Source organism: Teichococcus aerophilus (assembly GCF_014490485.1).
GTDB classification, from domain to species: Bacteria; Pseudomonadota; Alphaproteobacteria; order Acetobacterales; family Acetobacteraceae; genus Pseudoroseomonas; species Pseudoroseomonas aerophila.
Genome location: NZ_JACTVA010000070.1, coordinates 1 through 19,983 on the forward strand (window position 1 = coordinate 1; position 19,983 = coordinate 19,983).

16 protein-coding genes are annotated in these 19,983 nt (G+C 67.1%); 10 read left to right on the forward strand and 6 right to left on the reverse strand.

The annotated features are described in order from the left end of the window. Positions 1 to 96: 96 nt before the first annotated feature. Positions 97 to 795 (forward strand): phosphoribosylformylglycinamidine synthase subunit PurQ, encoded by a 699-nt coding sequence (gene purQ / locus IBL26_RS23145; protein WP_187786878.1) that lies wholly within the window; start codon positions 97 to 99, stop codon positions 793 to 795. A 644-nt stretch (positions 796 to 1,439) separates the two neighbouring features. Here the strand turns inward: purQ and IBL26_RS23150 are convergent. Further along, on the reverse strand, positions 1,440 to 2,663 hold the full coding sequence (locus IBL26_RS23150) for a glycosyltransferase (RefSeq protein ID WP_187786879.1): 1,224 nt from the start codon (positions 2,661 to 2,663) through the stop codon (positions 1,440 to 1,442). Between the two features lie 163 nt (positions 2,664 to 2,826). Between IBL26_RS23150 and IBL26_RS23155 the strand changes: the two genes are divergently transcribed. The 9 genes from IBL26_RS23155 to IBL26_RS23195 all read left to right on the forward strand — a co-directional run bounded on the left by IBL26_RS23155 (position 2,827) and on the right by IBL26_RS23195 (position 12,205). Then, complete coding sequence (locus IBL26_RS23155; protein ID WP_206684294.1) at positions 2,827 to 3,198, forward strand: SDR family oxidoreductase; 372 nt, start codon at positions 2,827 to 2,829, stop codon at positions 3,196 to 3,198. Positions 3,199 to 3,425: 227 nt separating this feature from the next. Beyond that, positions 3,426 to 4,340, forward strand: coding sequence for a hypothetical protein (locus IBL26_RS23160; RefSeq protein WP_187786880.1), 915 nt, complete (start codon positions 3,426 to 3,428; stop codon positions 4,338 to 4,340). A gap of 627 nt (positions 4,341 to 4,967) precedes the next feature. Continuing rightward, a complete protein-coding gene (locus IBL26_RS23165; protein WP_367615495.1) occupies positions 4,968 to 5,531 on the forward strand; it encodes a transposase in 564 nt (187 codons plus the stop codon). Between the two features lie 206 nt (positions 5,532 to 5,737). Further along, positions 5,738 to 7,945: a phosphoribosylformylglycinamidine synthase subunit PurL gene (gene purL, locus IBL26_RS23170; protein WP_187786881.1), complete on the forward strand. Its 2,208-nt coding sequence runs from the start codon at positions 5,738 to 5,740 to the stop codon at positions 7,943 to 7,945. 60 nt (positions 7,946 to 8,005) lie between these two features. Further along, positions 8,006 to 8,248 (forward strand): BolA family protein, encoded by a 243-nt coding sequence (locus IBL26_RS23175; RefSeq protein WP_187786882.1) that lies wholly within the window; start codon positions 8,006 to 8,008, stop codon positions 8,246 to 8,248. A 12-nt stretch (positions 8,249 to 8,260) separates the two neighbouring features. Then, complete coding sequence (grxD, locus tag IBL26_RS23180) at positions 8,261 to 8,599, forward strand: Grx4 family monothiol glutaredoxin (RefSeq protein ID WP_187786883.1); 339 nt, start codon at positions 8,261 to 8,263, stop codon at positions 8,597 to 8,599. 99 nt (positions 8,600 to 8,698) lie between these two features. Next, positions 8,699 to 9,475 carry a hypothetical protein gene (locus IBL26_RS23185; protein WP_187786884.1) on the forward strand — a complete coding sequence of 259 codons (777 nt, stop codon included), beginning with the start codon at positions 8,699 to 8,701 and terminating at the stop codon, positions 9,473 to 9,475. Between the two features lie 204 nt (positions 9,476 to 9,679). Beyond that, complete coding sequence (locus IBL26_RS23190) at positions 9,680 to 11,635, forward strand: AI-2E family transporter (protein WP_241749702.1); 1,956 nt, start codon at positions 9,680 to 9,682, stop codon at positions 11,633 to 11,635. A 54-nt stretch (positions 11,636 to 11,689) separates the two neighbouring features. Beyond that, entirely contained in the window at positions 11,690 to 12,205 is a 516-nt protein-coding gene (locus IBL26_RS23195; RefSeq protein WP_187786886.1) for a DUF1269 domain-containing protein, read from the forward strand. A gap of 435 nt (positions 12,206 to 12,640) precedes the next feature. Here IBL26_RS23195 and IBL26_RS23200 read toward each other — a convergent pair whose 3' ends face one another. The 5 genes from IBL26_RS23200 to IBL26_RS23220 form a co-directional block, all read right to left on the reverse strand. Beyond that, positions 12,641 to 14,635 carry a DUF2075 domain-containing protein gene (locus IBL26_RS23200; RefSeq protein ID WP_187786887.1) on the reverse strand — a complete coding sequence of 665 codons (1,995 nt, stop codon included), beginning with the start codon at positions 14,633 to 14,635 and terminating at the stop codon, positions 12,641 to 12,643. Further along, positions 14,632 to 15,513 carry a DMT family transporter gene (locus IBL26_RS23205; RefSeq protein WP_187786888.1) on the reverse strand — a complete coding sequence of 294 codons (882 nt, stop codon included), beginning with the start codon at positions 15,511 to 15,513 and terminating at the stop codon, positions 14,632 to 14,634. Before IBL26_RS23205 ends, IBL26_RS23200 begins: the two co-directional genes overlap by 4 nt. A gap of 8 nt (positions 15,514 to 15,521) precedes the next feature. Next, a complete protein-coding gene (locus tag IBL26_RS23210) occupies positions 15,522 to 16,670 on the reverse strand; it encodes a GNAT family N-acetyltransferase (RefSeq protein ID WP_187786889.1) in 1,149 nt (382 codons plus the stop codon). A 428-nt stretch (positions 16,671 to 17,098) separates the two neighbouring features. Continuing rightward, positions 17,099 to 18,481: an aminotransferase family protein gene (locus IBL26_RS23215; RefSeq protein ID WP_187786890.1), complete on the reverse strand. Its 1,383-nt coding sequence runs from the start codon at positions 18,479 to 18,481 to the stop codon at positions 17,099 to 17,101. Positions 18,482 to 18,838: 357 nt separating this feature from the next. After that, positions 18,839 to 19,983, reverse strand: a 1,145-nt coding sequence (locus IBL26_RS23220; RefSeq protein WP_206684295.1) for a DUF697 domain-containing protein, incomplete at its 5' end; no start/stop codon positions are given.

Consider the following 19,983-nt stretch of genomic DNA (forward strand, 5'->3'; position numbering starts at 1 on the left):
GCCCACCCTGGAAGCCGCGCTGACAACGGGCCGCACGGCCCACCCCCTGCCCTGCCCCCCACCCGCCGCCGCGCCCGCCCAGAAGGCCGAACCGACATGAACGCCGCCATCATCATCTTCCCCGGCACCAATCGCGAACGCGACATGGCCATCGCCCTCCAGAAGGCGACCGGCCAGAAGCCGACGATGCTGTTCCACCAGGAAACCGCCCTCCCGGCCGGCACCGACCTCGTCGTCCTCCCCGGCGGCTTCAGCCATGGGGACTACCTCCGCTGCGGCGCCATGGCCGCCCGCTCCCCCATCATGGACGCCGTCCGCGCCCACGCCGCCCGCGGCGGCCACATCCTCGGCGTCTGCAACGGCTTCCAGATCCTGGCCGAATCCGGCCTCCTCCCCGGCGCCCTCCTCCGCAACGCCTCGCTCCGCTTCCTCTCCATGGACTGCCACCTGCGCGTGGAGCGTACCGACACCCCCTTCACCAACCAGTGGCAGCAGGGCGAGGTCTTCCGCGCCCCCATGGCCCATGGCGACGGCAACTACTTCGCCGATGACGCCACCCTCGCCATGCTGGAAGCCGAAGGCCGCGTCGCCTTCCGCTACGTCACCCCGGATGGCGAAGTCACCGAAGCCGCCAACCGCAACGGCGCCCGCAACAACATCGCCGGCATCGTCTCCGAAAACCGCCGCATCCTCGGCATGATGCCCCACCCGGAAGACCTGGTGGACCCGCTGATGGGCGGCGAGGACGGCCTCCCCCTCTTCCGCTCCATCGCCGACACCTTCGCGCACGCCTAGAGCGTGATGGCTGGCGGTGGATTCACCGACAGCCTGAATCCCGCGACCAGACAGTGGCAGCGGGCACGGTGCGCGACCGAACGGGAACGCACCGTGCCCTAACCCGCAAAAGGCCCAGGGGACGCCATCCCCCAAGCCCCCATCGCCGGCCCCCTATCGCCAGCCCACGCCCCGCCGGCCCCGGCCCCGGCCCAGCGCCCACCGCGTCCCAACCCACGCGGCCAGGCATCCCCGCCAGACCACCGCCCAACCCGCCCCGACCGCGTGCTTGCCCCCCGCGCCCCGGCCCCAAATCCCGCCGCCCACGCCACGTCCGGCACGAAATCCGCGCCCAACATGAAACGCCTGTCATCCTTCCGCGCTTATCCCCGCGAAGCCTGAGCCTCAGGCACCGTGGATTGCACTCAGCGAAAGGACGACCCCATGCCCATCCTCCTCTGGTTCCTCGGCGTTCCCGGCGTCATCGTCCTCCTGCTCTGGGTCACCGGCATCATCGGCTTCTAAGCCGCCAGCCCACCCAGCCAGACGTCGCGGCCTCCAACGGCCGCGACGTCCACCCCTCCCGCCGACCAACCAACCCAACGCCACCGCCCCGGCCCGGCGCCCCCAAGGCCCGCGCCACCGCGCCCCGGCCAGCCCCGCGCTCACACGCCCAGGCCGCGCTCCAGCATCCCCCGCACCCGCGCCACCACGCTCCCCGCCTCATACTCCGCCACCGCCCGCGCCCGCGCCGCCGCCCCCAGCCGCGCGCACGCCGCGTCGTCGCCCAACAGCGCCACGCACGCCTCGGCGAACCCCGCGTCGTCGTCCCGCACCACCACCTCGCGCCCCTCCGCGAAATCCAGCCCCTCCGCCCCCACCCGCGTCGAGACCATCGGCCGCCCATACCCCGCGGCCTCGATCAGCTTCAGCCGCGTCCCCCCGCCATTCACCAGCGGGCACACCACCACTCGCGCCCCCGCATACAGCTCCGCCAGGTCCGGCACGAAGCCCAGCACCTCCACCCCCTCCGGCACCCCCGCTTGCACCACCGGCAGCGCCTCGCCCCCCTTGCCCGCCAGCAACAGCCGCGCGCCCGGCACCGCCCGCCGCACCAGCGGGAAAATCCGCGTCACCAGCCGCGCCGCCGCCTCCGCATTCGGCGGATACTCATACGCCCCCACGAACAACAACGTCGGCGCCGCACACACCCCCGGCGCCTCCGCCGGCATCGCCAGCGCATTCGGCACCACGGACACCCGCTTCATCCCCAGCCGCGCCAGATGCGCCCTGTCCCGCTCCGAACACACGAACGTCCCGGCCGAGAGCGCCGCCCCGCGCCACTCCGCCCCCATCAACGCCGGAATATGAGAGAGATACGCCAGCTTCCCCGGCCACACCGGCGGCGCCAGCACGCTCCGCACCTGCACCCGGTGCTCCACGTCATCCAGGTCGAAGAACACGCGCCCCGCCTGCCGCACCGCCCCGCGCCCGGCCCGCAGCAACGCGCACATCGCCTGCATCCGGTGCACGAACAACAAATCCGGCCGCTCCGCCGCCAACAGCCGCGCCACCGCCGCCGCCTGCTCCGGCCCGGCGAAGGCGGCAAACGGCGGCTGCTCCGCCGCCTGCACCACCCCACGCCCATAATGGTCGAGCACCGACTCCCCCCGCGCCCGCCGCGCGATCAACGAGACCTCGACCCGCCGCCCCCAATAATCCGATTGCTGGCGGGACAGCGCCGCCCCGTCCCCCTGCGCCGCCACCATCTCCGGCGGCACGATATGCACCACCCGCACCGCGTCCGAGACCTGGGAAACCGCATCCAGAAACACCTGGAACCGATGCGCGATCCCCACCCGATGCTCCTGCCCAAAGGACGGCTGCATCGAAGTCAGTATCAACGCCTTCATCCGCCGCGACGGCCTTTTGCCATCTTCATCCCAATTACTCCGAAGATTGCACGACTACCGTAACGTTCCGCTGTGTTTGGCCCAAGCCCTGGTGGGTTAACGCTTGGCAAAGCAGCAAGGTCGGGGGCTCGATTAGACCATGACGACCAACGTCTACGCCATGTTCTGGCTGACCAAGGCAGCCATGCCCCACCTGCCGCCGGGCAGCGCCATCATTGTCGCCTCCCCGGTCAACGCGGACCGGTGGGGGCAGAACATCATCGACTATGCCTGCACCAAGGCCGCTAACGAGGCCTTCGTGCAGGCCTTTGCCGAGCAGGCCATCGATAAGGGCATCCGCGCCAACGGCGTCGCCCCCGAGCTGTTCTGGACGCCCCTACAGGTAGCCGGCGGCCAGACGAGAGAAGGCCTAAAGACTTCCGGCAGCACCACGCCGCTGGGGCGCCCCGGCCAGCCGGTGGAACTCGCATCGGTCTATGTTGAACTCGCAGCAGCACGTCGAGCTACATGACGGGGCAGATCTATGGGCAGACGAAGGGCGTGGGGTGGCCATGATTGTGTATGGCTGAAAGGGAGAGACAGGGGCCCTGCCCCTGCACCCCGGCAGGAAACTGAGTTTCCTGCACCTTCCGATTGCTGTTTCAGTAATAGTTCCCATGAATCGCTAATCACGTTCTTCCCACAAAAATTAGTTCGTGTTGAGATATTCCGGAAACGCCACAGATGCCGGAGCAGAGAGTGACCGCAACCATCAGCGCAAGAGTCTATGAAGTAACTTTTCACAAAAAAGGCGAGAAGATTTGCCTGCCGCATACATCTGATGAATTCTCTGTCCCTCCCAAGAAATTCCTAGAAAGTTTTGTGAAATTTAAAAGTTCTTCTTCTCATAATTCTGAGAAGGAAAGAAGCTGGCGATTTTTGGAAATAGATAAGACAGAAGGGGGAGGAAGCAGAGGCCACATAAAGTATGGAACATTTGGATTTGAGTCGGATTTTGTTGATACCCAAACAAAAAAGACTAAATTTAAGAGGGGAGTAAATGACGCCGAGGAAGTTCCTCTGTTCTATGAATTTTGGCTTCCTAAAAATAGCAACAAATTATTCTTTCTTTTCCAATCTTTTCAGGGACGTTCCTGCGTCCAAATGGCTATGTCCGAGATGCAGGAAAAATTCGAAGAAGAAAACGAAGGACTCTCTTTTAAATACCAAAAACTTTTGGCGAATAGTTTAGGATCTTCTAGTGCAGGACTGCCAGTTCGTCGACTTCGATTGATCAAAAGAGGAGCCCCAAGTGACATCGCTAATGAATATTTCGGAGATTCGGACAATGATCAAATCGACTATGAACTTTCGTTCACAGCCAGACCAAGAAAATTTCTCGGTTTGTTTTCTCAACTAATGAAATCAATGCCAAAGGAAACTGGATCTGTCTTGAAGTATGAAGGTTTAGAATTTAATGAGGCTTATGCTGATGTACGTGTAGGACGTCGTGTACGTCGCGTTGGTCTATTTGGGGTTAGCAGCGATGCTGGCGTGATTGACCTATCTGATGACGTCGAAAGAGGTCCTAATGGACATCCGACATATGAATCTATGTGTGAACTTTCAGACGGTATCCTTGCAGATTTTTATGACGCCGCCTCGGAAGCGTAGTCATGAAAATTGATATATCTCAAATATTATTTGACCATCTTAGAACTCTAACTAATTTCGGGACTGGGAAAATTTCCTTTTGGGATCTGATAATATTTTATCTCATCCCTGCAGCCATTGCGGCGTCCGCCAATTTTATTGATCTACGGATCGACAAAGATTTTTACAATGTATCTATAACATTTTTCGGTATATTCATTGCGCTACTTCTTAATATACAGGTTGCAGTGTTTGGTATTTTCCTAAAAAAATTAGACATTTCTTCTGACCCAAAACTTATACAAATATCGAAAGACAAGGATGATTTGAGAAAGAAACTTCTCGGTCAAATAAACTCGAATATATCCTATCTGGTGCTTTTTTGCTGCCTAAGCCTATTCATTTTCATAATTTTATTCATATACCCGTCACCTGTAATTTACGCGGCCTCATTTTGTACGTTTATATACATTCATTTTGTTTTAACTTTGCTGATGATTGTCAAAAGAGCACATATCCTGTTCCAGAAAGAATACTCGTAAACTAGCTTGGTATAGTAAGGCAGGCTCAGTGAAAAGGAATATTTTCCTTTACATCGCAGGACAAAAATGATATCGCTTGCCTTGGCAGCTTAGGAGGCGAAGGCGCGTGGAATCCATTACCCCCCTCCAATTCTCCACCCTCCTCCCCTACCTCCTCCCCCGTTCCCCCCAGGGCCGCCCCATCCGCGAGTTGCGCCAGCGCATGGAAGGCATCTTCCACATCGCCGCCACCGCCGCGCCCTGGCACACCCTCCCCGCGAAGTACGGCAAGCCGGATACCGTCTCCCGCTACTTCCGCCGCCTCACCCACGCCGGTCTATGGGAAAATCTTCTCAAGGCCCTGGCCGATGCCGCCCCCAACCACCCCCTGCGGCAGATCGAGGACCAGATCGTAAAAGCCTGCCGCCGCGCCCACCGCATCCTCGGCCTCTCCTTCCTGGTCCTCATCAGGAAGCTCAACCTGCGTCGCGCCCTGCCCGGCCCGCCCTGGCTGCTGCCCAACCCGCTTTTGTCCGAAACCCTCTCCCGCGTGAAAATCGTCCCGCCGCCGCCCGGCGAATACGGGCACAAAACCCGCCACGCCCACCTCCTGGCCGCCCTGCAACGCCTGCACCGGGATGCTGCGGGCCGCGCTCGCATCCGCCGCTCCGTCCGCCTCGGCTGGCCATGAACGTCCGCCCCGGCCCCACGCCCCAACTGCCCGCCACCGCCCCGCGCCACCCCGCGCGGCCCCCATCCCGGCCGCCCGCCTCTCGGCTGGCCGAACCGCGCAAGCCCCCCAAAACCGCCGCCGCGCTTTCAACTCCCGCCGCCCCGATACCACCTCTGATGAAACGGCTACTGGACAACTGGCCCGCGCCTGTTGACAACGCCCCCATGTCCACGCCCGTCCTCCTCGCCCCCGACCGCGCCAAGCAGCTTTCCGCCGAATTCGGCCTGAAAGCGGATGAGTATGAGCGCGTCCTCGCCATCCTCGGCCGCGCGCCGTCATTGACGGAGCTGGGCATCTTCTCCGTCATGTGGTCGGAACACTGCTCGTATAAATCCAGCCGCCACTGGCTGAAGCAGCTCCCCACCAAGGCCCCCTGGGTCATCCACGGCCCGGGTGAGAACGCGGGCGTCATCGATATCGGTGAAGGCCTGGCCGCCATCTTCAAGATGGAAAGCCACAACCACCCCTCGTTTATCGAGCCCTACCAGGGCGCCGCCACCGGCGTCGGCGGCATCCTGCGCGATGTCTTCACCATGGGCGCCCGCCCCATCGCCAACCTCAACGCCCTCCGCTTCGGCGACCCGTCGCTCCCCAAGACCCAGCAGGTGCTGGATGGCGTGGTGCGCGGCATCGGCGGCTACGGCAACTGCGTCGGCGTCCCGACGGTGGGTGGGGAAGTCAACTTCCACCCGTCCTACAACGGCAACCCCCTGGTCAACGCCATGACCGTCGGCATCGCGCAGAAGGACCGCATCTTCCTCTCCGCCGCCGCCGGCATCGGCAACTCCGTGGTCTACGTGGGCTCCAAGACGGGGCGGGACGGCATCCACGGCGCCACCATGGCCAGCACCGAATTCACCGCCGATTCGGAAGAAAAGCGCCCCACCGTCCAGGTGGGTGACCCGTACTCCGAGAAGCTGCTCATCGAAGCCTGCATGGAACTGATGGCGACCGACGTCATCGTCGCCATCCAGGACATGGGCGCCGCCGGCCTCACGTCGTCCAGCGTCGAAATGGCCGGCAAGGGCGGCGTCGGCATCGAGCTGCAAATGGAAAAGGTCCCCCAGCGGGAGACCGGCATGTCGGCCTACGAGATGATGCTCTCGGAAAGCCAGGAACGCATGCTGATGATCATCAAGCCGGGCCAGGAGCACATCGCCGAAGCCATCTTCCAGAAGTGGGAGCTGGATTTCGCCGTCATCGGCCACCTGACCGACACCGGCCACATCGTCATCCGCCATAACGGCGAGCTCGAGGCCGACATCCCCCTCGCCCCCCTGGAATCCGAGGCCCCCCTCTACCAGCGCCCCACGGCCGAGACCCCGAAGCAAAAGCTGCTGGACGCCGCCGGCATCCCCGACAGCACCGGCCCCGCCGACGCGCTGCTGAAGCTGATCGGCTCCCCCGACCTCTGCTCCCGCCGCTGGATCTGGGACCAGTACGACAGCACCGTGGGTGGCCAGACCGTCAAGCGCCCCGGCGCCGCGGACGCCGCCATCGTCCGGTTGGAGGATACCAACCGCGCCCTCGCCATCACCACCGACTGCACCCCCCGCTACTGCGCGGCGGACCCGGAGGAAGGCGGCAAGCAGGCCGTCGCCGAAGCCTGGCGCAACATCACCGCGACAGGCGCCCTCCCGCTCGCGATCACCGACAACATGAACTTCGGCAACCCCGAGAAGCCGGAGATCATGGGCCAGTTCGCCGCCGCCGTCCGCGGCATGGGTGCCGCCTGCATCGCGCTGGACTTCCCGGTCGTCTCCGGCAACGTCTCCCTCTACAATGAGACGGAAGGCAAGGGCATCCTCCCCACCCCCGCCATCGGCGGCGTGGGCGTGATCGAGGACGTCTCCAAGGCCCTCGGCTACGCCATCGCCGAAGGCCAGGACCTCGTCCTGGTGGGCGACACGGTGGGCCACCTCGGCCAGTCCCTCTGGCTGCGCGAAATCGCCGGGCGGGAGGAAGGTGCCCCCCCGCCGGTCGACCTCGCGGCCGAGCGCCGCACCGGTGATTTCATCCGCGCCCAGATCGCCACCGGCACCCTCGCCGCCTGCCACGACATCGCCGATGGCGGCCTCCTGGTCGCCGTCACGGAAATGGCCCTGGAAGGCAATACCGGCGCCACCCTGTCGGAAGGCCCGGCCACCATCCCCGCCCACGCCTGGTGGTTCGGTGAGGACCAGTCCCGCTACGTCATCGCCACCCGCGATGCCACGGCCTTCCTCGCGGCGGCCGAGGCCGCCCGCATCCCGGCCCGCCGCATCGGCCGCACCGGCGGAAAGGCCTTGGTTCTCCCGGGTGCCGAGGCCATATCGCTCGAAAGCCTGCGGGACGCGCATGAGCGCTTCCTGCCGGCCCTGATGGCTCGCTAACTTGAACCGGCGGGAGGCTCCCTTCCCCTCCCGCCACCCCTGCTCTGGAGTGCGACACGCATGGCGATGCAGCCCGCGGAAATTGAGGCGCTGATCAAAGCAGCCCTCCCCGACGCCCAGGTCACGATCGAGGATCTGGCCGGCGATGGCGACCACTACGCCGCCGCCGTCGTGTCGGAAGCCTTCCGCGGCAAATCCCGCGTGCAGCAGCACCAGCTCGTCTACGCCGCGCTCCGCGGCCGGATGGGCGGTGAGCTGCACGCCCTTGCGCTCCAGACCTCCGCCCCCTCTGTCGCCCCGTAAGGACAGCACGAGATGAGCAACCCGACCTTCGACCGCATCCAGGCCGAAATCACGGACAACCCCGTGGTGCTCTACATGAAGGGCACCCCGGTCTTCCCGCAATGCGGCTTCTCCGCCCGCACGGTGCAGATCCTCTCCCACATCGGCGTCCCCTTCAAAGGCGTGAATGTGCTGGAGGACGCCGAGATCCGCGAAGGCATCAAGTCCTTCACCAACTGGCCCACCATCCCCCAACTCTACGTTGCCGGCGAATTCGTTGGTGGCTGCGACATCGTGATGGAGATGTACCAGTCCGGGGAACTCACCGCCCTGTTGGACGAAAAAGGCATCCCGCACCAGGAAGCCGCCTGATCCGGAAGGGGACCGCAAGGTCCCCTTTCTCGTTTCTGCGCCAACCCCTGCCCGGCTGGTGCGTTGCCCTGCCGCCCACAGAAGGGGGACCCACGCAGCATGACCAGCAGTAATATCCGCACCGGCCTCAACCTCGTCCTGCCGTTGCTGCAGCCGCTGGCCGGCGCCATGGCCCCCGTCTTCGGCATCGGCATGACCCAGGCCCAGATGTCCGCCGCCAGCGAGACCGCCGTCACCCCCGCAGGCTACGCCTTCTCCATCTGGGGCCTGCTCTTCGCCCTGGCCATCGCCTGGGGCATCTGGCAGGCCATCCCCGCGGGGCGGGACAGCGTCGCCGCCCGACGCCTCGGCTGGCCGCTGGCCGGCGTCTTCGCCCTGTGCAACCTGTGGATGATCCTCTCCTCCCTGACCGGCAATGGCTGGCACCTGGTGGTGGTCATGCTGCTGGCGCTCGGCTGCGTACTGACCGCCCTCTATGTCTCCCGCGGCCTGCCGGCCTCCGGCTGGGTGGATCACTGGATCATCCACCCCCTCACCGGCATGCTGGCCGGCTGGATCTCCGCCGCCACCTTCGCCAACATCGCGGGCGCGGCGCTGATCACCGGCGCCATCCGCGCCGATGGCGCAGCCGGTACCCTGGCCGCCATCCTGATCCTGCTGGCCGCCGCCGGCCTCGCCCTCGGCGTGTTGTGGACCACCAAGGGCGCGCCCTGGTACGCCGCCGCCTTCGCCTGGGCCCTGGCCGCCATCGTCTATGCCAATACGGTGGAACGCGCCTTTAACCCGGCCGTCGCCGCCATCTCGGCCGCCCTACTGGCACTTGTCGTCGCCATCACCTGGCAGCGGGCGCGGATGCGCCAGAAGGTATTCGCCTGAGCGCGCGGCCCGCCAGCAGCGGCGTAGCGGTAAAATTCCGCGCGGCTTGCCGCCTTAAGCGGGTCTGGCGCGTTAGAAGACGCATTCCTCCAGCCGGGACGCCTGACCTTCATGCCGGACGCACCTCCTCGGGCGCCTTTTTCATCGAGCCGCCGCGCCAGCGGCCTGGGCTCCCTCGGCGCAGCCAAGGTCACGCCGGCCTCCATGCCTGATACGCGCAACCTGACCACGTTGGCCGGCGGCGTGGTGGTCATCGCCGGCCTCTACCTCGCCCGCGATGTACTGATCCCGATCACGCTGGCCTTCCTGCTCAGCCTGGTGCTGTGGCCATTGATCCGCCTGCTGCGCAAGGCGCGGCTGGGGCGGGTGCCGTCCATCGTGCTGGCGGTGCTGTTCGCGCTGGGGGTCATGCTGTCCATTGGCGGGCTGATCGGCAGCCAGTTGGCGGAGCTGGCGCAGGGCCTGCCGCGCTACCAGAGCACGATCTCCCGCAAGGTCGATGCCATCCAGGACATGACCATCGGCCGCATCAACGCGCTGGTGGACCGGGCCGGCAGCACCGCGCGGCGGGAAGCCCCGGCCCCAGCCCCGCCGGCCCCCACGCCGACCCAGCCAGCGCCGACCCAGCCCGCGCCCGCGCAGCAGGCGGCACCGCTGCCGGTGGAGGTGCACCAGCCGCAGCCCTCGCCGATGGAGATGGCGGCGACTTACCTCTCCCCGGTGCTCAGCCCGCTGGCGCATCTGGGCATCGTGCTGATCGTGACGATCTTCGTGCTGTTGCAGCGGGAGGACCTGCGCGACCGCGTCATCCGCCTGTTCGGCTCCAGCGACCTGCACCGCACGACGGTGGCGATGGACGATGCGGCCTACCGCCTCAGCCGGTTCTTCCTGACGCAGGTGGCGATCAACGCCAGCTTCGGCATGGTCATCACCGCCGGGTTGATGGGCATCGGCCTGCCCAGCCCGATCCTGTGGGGCATCCTGGCCGGGCTGCTGCGCTTCGTGCCCTATGTTGGCGCCATCCTTGGCGCGCTGCTGCCGATGGCGCTGGCCGCCGCGGTCGATCCCGGCTGGTCGATGGTGCTGTGGACCGCTGCGCTGTTCGTGGTGATCGAGCCGATCGTCGGCCATATCATCGAGCCGCTGGCCTATGGGCACAGCACCGGCATCTCACCCGTCTCGGTCGTGCTCTCGGCCATTTTCTGGAGCTGGATCTGGGGCCCCATCGGCCTGCTGCTGGCCACGCCGCTGACGCTGTGCCTGGTGGTGATGGGACGACATGTGGACCGGCTGGAGTTCCTGGACGTCCTGCTGGGCGATAGGCCGGCACTGACGCCGGTGGAGAATTTCTACCAGCGCGCCCTGGCCGGCGACCCGGACGAGGCGCAGGAACAAGCGGAAGTGCTGCTGAAGGAGCGCTCGCTCTGCTCCTACTACGACGAAGTGGCGCTCAAGGGCCTGCATCTGGCGGCCGCCGACGTGCGGCGCGGGGTCGTCACCGCCTCGCAGCTCGAGCGTATCCGCGAGGCCGTGATCGACCTCGTCGAGGGGCTGCAGGACCACACGGATGTGGAACCGGCGCCGCAGCAGCAGCAGGCCACCCGCGCCACCCGCCTTTCCGCCGCCGAGCAGCAATTGCCGCGCGAGCCGCGCCCCAAGCTGCCGGACCCGGAAGAAATTCCGGAGGAATGGCGCGCCGAGGGCAGCATCCTGTGCATCGCCGGCCGTGGGCCGCTGGACGAGATCTCGGCGATCCTACTGGCGCAGATCCTGCGCAAGCATGGCATGGGCGCGCGCGTCGTGCCCTACGCCGCCGTGTCCCGACGCGAGATCGCCACGCTGGAAGTGACGGGCGTGCGGATGATCTGCGTCTGCTCGGTCGAGCTGCGGGGCGTGCCGTCCAACCTGCGCTACCTGCTGCAGCGGCTGCGCCGCAAGGCGCCGGACGCGCATATGCTGGTTGGCATGTGGCAGGATGACGACCAGGCGCAGCGCGACGATGACCTCCGCCGGTCGCTGGGGGCGGATGCCCTTGTCGCCTCCCTGCGCGAGGCCGTGCTGGACTGTGCCAAGGTCGCGCAGGCTGGCACGCCCGCCGCCGAAAGCAATAATGGTGGCGGGGTTCCGCTTGCGGTCGGCGCGCTCGCGCGGCGAAGCTGAGGCTTGGTCATCGGCTGCGATGCCGATGCCCCCAGACACAAACAGGAGACGCGCATGTCCGATCTGATCGTGGTGGGCTTCCAGCAACCTGACGAAGCCGACAAGGTGCTGCTGAAGCTGGCGCAGTTGAAGAAGGAATACCTGATCGACCTGGAGGACGCGGTCGTCGTCGTCCGTGACGAATCCGGCAAGGTCCATCTCAAGCAGAGCCTGAACCTGACCGCGGTAGGCGCGGTGTCCGGCCTTGCCTCCGGCGGCTTCTGGGGCGCGCTGGTGGGGCTGCTGTTCCTGAACCCGCTGGCGGGCTTCGCCATCGGTGGCGCCATCGGTGCCGGGACCGGCGCGCTGTCCGGCTCCCTCAGCGACTACGGCATCGACGACGACTTCATCAAGTCGCTGGGCGAGACCATCCCGGTGAACTCCTCGGCGCTGTTCGTGCTGGTGCGCAAGGCACAGCCGGACAAGGTGCTGGCGGAACTCTCCGGTATCCAGGGCAAGGTGCTGCGGACCTCGCTCTCCAATGAGCAGGAAGCGCGGTTGCAGGAAGCACTGTCCAAGCCTTTGGCTTGATGGGCTGAGGTGGCGAAGAGGCAGGGTTAAGGTCGGGGAAGGAATTCCCCGAGCCCCTTCTTTTTTCTGCGAGTTTGGGTTGGCTTGGTTGGGTTAGCGTTTCAATTCTGTCTGGTGTGTTGGCGCGCTGGCGACATATCCGTTGCGGACATCGTTAGCGCATCCTGCGAAACTGTCTTTTGAATAACGAATATATTTTACAGCACCTTAGCCTGGATTGCGTTCTATCCGAACGTGCCCTCCAGATGGGTTTCCAAAGGCCTCAGGCCTTTGGCGGGGAGAGTTTGAGAGGGGCGGCGCCCCTCTCAATCCAACAGCGCTTCCATGACTTTCTCGGAAGGCCCCAATCTCAGCACCCAGCAAAACCCGCAGAAAGACGATGGGGTCCGGAGAATTCCTTCCCCGGCCTTGCTGCCGGTGCGGGTAGCGCACCCGCTACAGCAATGCGAGTTCCGCAGCGGGCGGTTCAGCCATCGTCCAGGCCTCGGGCAAAGGCTGCGCACCGCAGGTGGCGAGGTGGGTGGCCAGGGTGTCGAATTCGAATGCCGGGCGGGTAACGTCGGCGGGGTCGCCGGGTGGGACCCAGATGATGGTTTCGTAGCGGGCGCGGGTCAGCAGCACGCGGTAAGTGTTGCGGATGAAGTGCTGTTCCTGCGCTTTCTTCACGCTGTTCCAGCGGCTGCCGGCGAAGGCGCGGGCTTGCCAGCCGGCGCGTCCGTGGATGAAGTCGCCGCCCCAGGCCAGGCCGACCAGATCAAGCTCCAGGCCCTGGCAGGCATATTCGGTGGCGCAGACTTCGAGGGCGTCGGAGGCGCGCACGTCGGGCCAGCGGTCGAGGAACCAGCGCACGGCGTCGTCCGCGCCGTGCAGGACGTGGCCAAGGCCGTCGGCGCGCAGGCGGCGGGCGCCGGAGGAGCAGACCAGCCCGGCACGGCGCAGGCCGCGGGCGCGGTAGCGCAGCGCGGTGCGGGCGGCGGCGAGGTCCCGCGTCAGGAAGAAGGGTGGCGGGGCCTGGGTGGCGATGCGGGCGGCGTCCTCCGGCCGGTTGGAGAGGACGGCATCGACCCAGGCGGCGCCGTGCGTGTCCCGCACTGAGCGGATAGGGACGGTCAGGTCCAGCGAAGGGTCCTCGCGCAGCCAGGGCGCGGGTGTGGGGGAGAGGCACTGGGCGGGCTCGGCGGCGCCGATGACGCGGGGGGCGGCCAGGGCCTGCCAGGCGCCGTTGGAGGCGGCGATGACGCGGCCCCATTCGGCCAGGCCGGCCTCGCCGGTGTTGATTTCCTGCCCGTGGCCGACGAGGGCGACGATGACGGCCCAGCCGGGTGGGCGGGACATGATCTCCAGCATATGTGCGGGTTCGGAATCGCTGAGCACGGATTGGCGGCGCTGGGTGTCACGCGTGGCCTGGCTGGCGTCCCAGGCGCGCTGGGCTTCATCGAAGACGACGACGTGCTCGGGCGGTGGGTTGGTGGCGTCGCGGATATGGGCTTCGAGGAAGCGATGCACGTTCTGCAGGAAGCCGCGGCCCTGGCGTGCGGGCTGGCGGCGGCCTTCGGCGCGGGCGTCGCGCGCCAGGGCCTCGCGCAATACGGCGACCAACGGGGCGTTGCCGGTGAGGAAGGCGGCGTCTTCCGCCTGTTCGCTGAAGACGATGTTCAGGCCGCAGAGGGTTTTGCCGGCGCCCGGAATGCCCGTGACGAACAGGACGAGGCGCTGGCCGTGCTGGCACGCGGTGGCGATGGCGGCGCGGATGGCGTCCGTGGTCAGGGTGAGGTTGGCGGTGTCGGCGCGGGCGGCGGCGATGTCCTCCACCCCGTGGCGGGCGAACATCAGCCGGGCGGCGTCGACGATACCAGGCACGGGGCGGTAGGGGGCGGCGATCCAGGCGGGGCCAGCCAGCGCGGGTGTGGTGGGCGGGAAGTGGCGTTGGGTCTCCGCCACCAGGGTTGGCAGGGTGGCGGCGCTGGCGCGCAGCACGGGGGTGACGCCGGGTAGCGGCAGAGGCCAGTCGTTGCGCGGCGGCGGGGCGTGGGTGGCGACCAGCACGGGCAGGATGGGGTGGTGGCGGCTGCCGGCGTGGAAGTCGCGCAGGTCCAGCGCGTAGTCCTCGACCTGGCGCATGTCCTCGGGGCGGAAGGTGGTCGCGCCGGCTTTGAACTCCAGCACCAGGATGGTGCGGTCGGTCAGCAGCACGGCGTCGATGCGGCGTTCCAGCCGCAGCAGGTCGTATTCCAGCAGGATGGTCCAGGCCGCGGCGCCGGGCTGGTCGACGACGGCGCGGAGGGTTTGCAGCGTGGCGGTCCAGGCGTCGATCTGCTCCGGCCCCACTTCGCGGTAGCGGCGGGATTGAGTGACGGCGAGGCGCGCGGCCAGCGCGGCGGGCTCGGCCGCCAGCAGCTCGGCGCCGGTGCAGGTGAGCCAGGGGGTCATCGCGCGCGGGAGGGCCAGGTGGCGAGGAGGATGCTGGACAGCATCAGGGCGAGGCCGGCCAGATGGAACTGGGTGAAGTGCTCACCGAGGACGAGGACGGCGAGCACGGCGGAGGTCGCCGGCAGGAAACTGGTGAAGATGCCGGCGATGCCGGCGGGGGCTTTCAGCAGGCCCGCGTACCACAGCAACAGGCAGAGCACGCTGGAGGTAAGGCTGTGGAAGACCAGCAGGCCGGAGAGCGCCGGGTCCGCCAGGGCGGCGACGCCCATCAGTACCGGCAGGCAGAAGGGCAGTACCAGCAGCGTGCTGAAGGCCTGCATCCAGAAACTGGCGGTAATGACCGGCAAGCGACCGGAGAGGCGTTTTGCGAGCAGGACATAGGCGGCTTCCCCGCAGACGCCGATGAAGATGAGGCCGTTGCCGAGCAGGTTGCCGCCGGAGGTGCCGGCGCTGGGGCCGGTGCGGGCCAGGGTGATGGCGGCCATGCCGCCGACCGCCAGCGCTGCCGCGGCCCATTGGCGGGGGGCGAGGCGCTCCCGCAGCCACAGCGCGGAGCCGAGGGCGATGACGGCGGGCAGCGTGGCCAGCACCAGCCCGGCTTCCAGCGCCGTGGTGTAGCGCAGGCCGGTGAGCAGTGCCGCGTTGTAGAGCAGCGTGCCGAGGGCGGCCTGCAAGGCCAGATTCCATAGCGCGGCGCGGGAGGGGCGGATGGCGCCTTCCCGCCAGCGGGCCAGCGGCCAGAGGACGATGCAGGCCAGCAGGCAGCGCAGGCCGACGATGAGCGCAATGGGCAGCGCGTTGGCGAGCAGCTTGGCGACCGCGACATTGGCCCCCACCAGCGCCATGGAGGACGCCAGTTGCAGATACGCGGTCAGCATGGTGGTGGTCAGTCGTCCTGGCGGAAGGGGGAGAGGGTGGCCAGCTCGGCCATGTTCTCCAGCATGGCAGGACGCTCTTCTTCCAGGAAGGCGGCGACGGCGCGCTTCAGGCCGCGATGCTCGATCCAGTGCGCGGAATAGGTGGGGGCGGGCAGGTAGCCGCGCTGGATCTTGTGCTCGCCCTGGGCGCCGGCCTCGACACGGGACAGGCCGTGGGCGATGGCGAAGTCGATCGCCTGGTAGTAGCAGAGCTCGAAATGCAGGAAGGGCGCCTGTTCCAGCGCGCCCCAGTTGCGGCCGTACAGCGCATCGGCGCCGACGAGGTTGAGGGCGCCGGCCACCGGCTCCCCATCCCGCTCCGCCACCATCAGCACCACGCGGTCCCCCAGGCGTTCGGCCAGCAGGGGCCAGAAGCGCTCGGTCAGGTAGGCGCTGCCCCATTTGCGGTCCACCGTATCCATGTAGCAGCGGTGGAAGGCGCGCCAGTGGCGGGGCGTGATCTCCGCCCCGCGCAGGGCGCGGAAGGTGAGGCCGGCGGACTGGGCGTCCCGCCTCTCCCGCCGGATCTGCTTGCGCTTGCGGCTGGAGAGGGCGTTGAGGAAGTCGTCGAACGTCGCGTAGCCGTTGTTGTGCCAGTGGAACTGGGTGCCGAGGCGTTGCAGCCAGCCGGCTTCGCCCAGCGCCTGCCACTCGGCTTCCGTGCAGAAGGTGACGTGGCAGGAGGAGAGGCCGAGTTCCTGCGTGACCTGCGCCAGGGCACCGGCCAGGGCTTCAGGTGGCAGGCCATCGCGCGTCAGCAGGCGCGGGCCGGGGACCGGGCTGAAGGGGGAGGCCACCTGCAGCTTGGGGTAGTACTGGCCGCCGGCGCGCTGGAAGGCGTCGGCCCAGCCGTGGTCGAACACATACTCGCCGTAGGAATGGTTCTTGGCGTAGGCGGGGGCGGCGGCCAGCAGGCGGCCATTCGGGTCCCGCAAGGCGATGTGCTGCGGCAGCCAGCCGGTGCGGGCGCTGACGGAGCCGGATTCCTCCAGCGCCAGCAGGAAGGCGTGGCTGACGAAGGGATTGCCAGTGCCGGCGCAGGCATCCCACTCCAGGGCCGGGATGTCGGCGATGGAAGCGTGGAGGCGCAGGGTCAGTTCGGTTTGGTCATCCGCCATGCATCACCTCCATCTCGCTTTTGCGATATGGCGATTGGGTGGGGGTTGTCACTCCCCATGGTGGGGGGAGAAGGCTGGGGGAAGGAATTCCCCCAGGCCCCCATCTTCTTTTTTTGAATTTTCAGGGGCGTGGTTTCTGGAGGGGTTCCCCCGCTCGTAGCCGCGCCGGAGGTCATGGACCTCCGGCGACTGATGGTTCAGCGCGTGTGGCTTTGAGATGCCTAAAGCATGTCCAGCTCACCAAGGCTCGCCTGCGATACTTTCGGCACGCGTTTGATCGCGTGATTCACGTCTCCGGTTAATTCAACCTGCGACGATCACGCTTTAACATAGCGCCTCATGGCGCCGCCCTTGGCCCTCGTAACGCACTTAAAACTGCCAGAAAAAAGAAGGGGTCCCGGGGAATTCCTTCCCCGGCCTTCCTGTCCTCAGCCGAACACCGAGGTCAGCGCCCGGTCCACGGCGCCGGTGATCTGGTCGATATCGTCCGGCGTCGCGATCAGCGCGGGGCTGAAGCACAGCGTGTTGTTCAGCCCGGGCAGGGAGCGGTTGGTCATGCCGATGATGACGCCTTCCTTCATGCAGTGGGCGACCACGGCGGCGACCTTGGCTTCTTCCATCGGCTCCTTGGTCTGGCGGTCGGCCACCAGCTCGGCGCCGCAGAACAGGCCGGCGCCGCGCACGTCGCCGATGGCGCGGTGGCGCTCCATCAGGTTGTGCAGGTTGGCCATCATGCGCTCGCCCATGCGGGTGGTGTTACCGAGGAGGTCTTCGTCCTCGAGGATGCGCATGTTCTCCAGCGCCGCCGCCGGGCCGGCGAGGCAGCCGCCATAGGTGGAGATGTCGCGGAAGTAGGAGAGCGGGTCGGACGGGTCGTCCTTGAACATGTCGAACACCGCCTCGGTCGTGACGGTGCAGGAGATGGCGGCGTAGCCGGAGGCGACGCCCTTCGCCATGGTCACGAAGTCCGGCTTGATGCCGTATTGCTGGTAGCCGAACCAGGCGCCGGTGCGGCCCATGCCGCAGACGACCTCGTCGATATGCAGCAGGATGCTGTACTTCTTGCAGATCTCCTGCACCCGGTCCCAGTAGCCCTTGGGGGGGGTGATGACGCCGCCGCCGGCCGTCACCGGCTCCAGGCACAGCAGGCCGATATTGTCGGGGCCTTCGCGGAGGATGACGTCCTCGATCGCGTTGGCGGCGGCCAGGCCGTAATCGGCGGCATCCGGGTACTGGTTGCGGTATTCGAGGCAGTGCGGCACCTCGATGAAGCCATCCGGGTAGGGTCCGTAATGCGCGGCGCGCTGCGGCTGGCCGCAGGCGGCCAGGGCGCCGAAGGTGGTGCCGTGGTAGTCACGCTCCCGGAACAGGATCTTCCACTTCTTGCCGCCGTGATGGCGCGCGGCCATCTGGCGCACCATCTTGAAGACCTTCTCATTCGCCTCGGACCCCGAGTTCGAATAATAGACGCGGGTCAGGCCCGGCATCTTCTCGATCAGCTTCTGGGCGAAGCGCGCGCCGGGCTCGCTGCCCGCGCTGCCGGCGAAGTAGTTCAGCTTGACCAGCTGCTCCCGCACCGCATCGGCGATCGATTCACGGCCGTAGCCGACATTGACGGTCCAGACGCCGCCGGAGACGGCATCGAGGAATTCCTGCCCCTTCGCGTCCCACAGGCGCATGCCGCGGCCCTCGATCATGATGCGCGGATCGACGGTCTCGTACTGCTTGTGCTGGGAGAGGTGGTGCCAGACATGGGCGCGATCGGCCTCGATCAGGCCGGCGATGTCATTGGGCTTGGGCACGTAGTTCATGATGGACCTCTCAACACGGGACGCGAGTTCGACGCAGGACACCGAGGGGGGATTGATGCACCAAGTGGGCGGTTTAGGAAGGGGGTGCTTGCGGGTGGGGTCGCAACCGGGGGGAATGAATTCCCCCCGGGCCCCCCTTCTTTTCTTTTTGCGGTGTTTTTGGCGGCGGTGCTGGGGGTTGTTCTTGGCGCGAAATCACGGTGCGCCGAAGCGCCTTGGACCCTCGGCGACTCAGGGTTCAGCCCGCACGGCCTTTTGGATCATTGAAGCTGCGCCTTTGGGCGCCCGCCCGCAGCCTTGTCCTAACTGACAGAAAAAAGATGGGGGTCCGGGGGAATTCCTTCCCCCGGCCTTCCCTCAGCGCTGACCACCCTCCGGCCGGCACGCCGCGGCGCTGGCCCCGGCGAGGCGCAGCATGCGGCGGGCGGCGATGGTGGCGCCCGCCGCGCCGCCGGCCAGCTTGGCGGCATGGCCTTCCATGAATTGCTCGAAGCCGGCCTCGGCCACCAGGTCGGTGCCGGCGGCGAGGCCGGCGGAGATGCCGAGGCGGCGCAGCAGGCGCCACAGCATGGCGGTGCCGGGGCGCAGGCCGTGCAGCACCGCCACCTGGCGCATCAGCCGCAGGCCGAGGATGCCCATGGCGGCGGCGTCCATGGCCGGGGATGGCAGGATGGCGGTGACGACGAAGACCTGGCGGGCGGATTGCCAGCCCAGCGCCTTCACCTTGGCATCCAGCACCGGGAACAGCGTGGCGCGCAGCAGGCCGCGGGCTTCGTCCAGCGTGGTGGCGCGCAGGATCTGCGCAGCGGCGGGGGCGGCTTCGGGCAGGCGCCGCGCCACGTCCTGCACCCAGGCGCGGAGCGCGGCGGGAGGCGCGGCGGCGCCGGGGGTGGTGCGCAGGTCCAGCGCCAGCCTATCCAGCGCCTTGAGGCGGCGCAGCGCCCGCCATTCGCGGCCGAGGGCCAGCAGCACGGCGCCCCCTGCCCCGGCACCGAGCGCGATGCCGAGCCAGCCGAGGATGGGCGAGGTGGCGAACAGGTCCTGCAGCATCAGCGCGAGGCCGAGGCCGAAGGTGCCGAGCACCAGCGCGCCGGTGGCGCCGGCCATCAGGCCCAGGGCGCCGAACCAGGAGGGTGGCCGCTCGATCGGCAGGTCCAGCGTGGCGGGCACGCCGTGCTGGATGGGGCCGCCGAGGCCGGGACTTTCCGGGTCCAGCTCCAGGATGGCGGGGCCGAGGTTGAGTGGTGGCTCGGCCAGGGCGGTGGGGCGCGGGGGCGCGGCGGAGGGTTCGTCGGCCCAGCCGGGGGCGGCGGCGTGGCGGGGTCGCGGGCCTGGCGATTGAGGGTCGAGCGGCTGAGGGTTCGGCGTGGGCGGGTATGGCGCCCGGGGACTGGACGCGGAGGGGTTGGATGCCGAGGGACTGGACGCCGGGGGGTTGGAGGGGGGGCGGTTGGAGGGGGGGCGGTTGGTGGGCGGGGTCACAGCGCGTCCTCCAGCAGCCA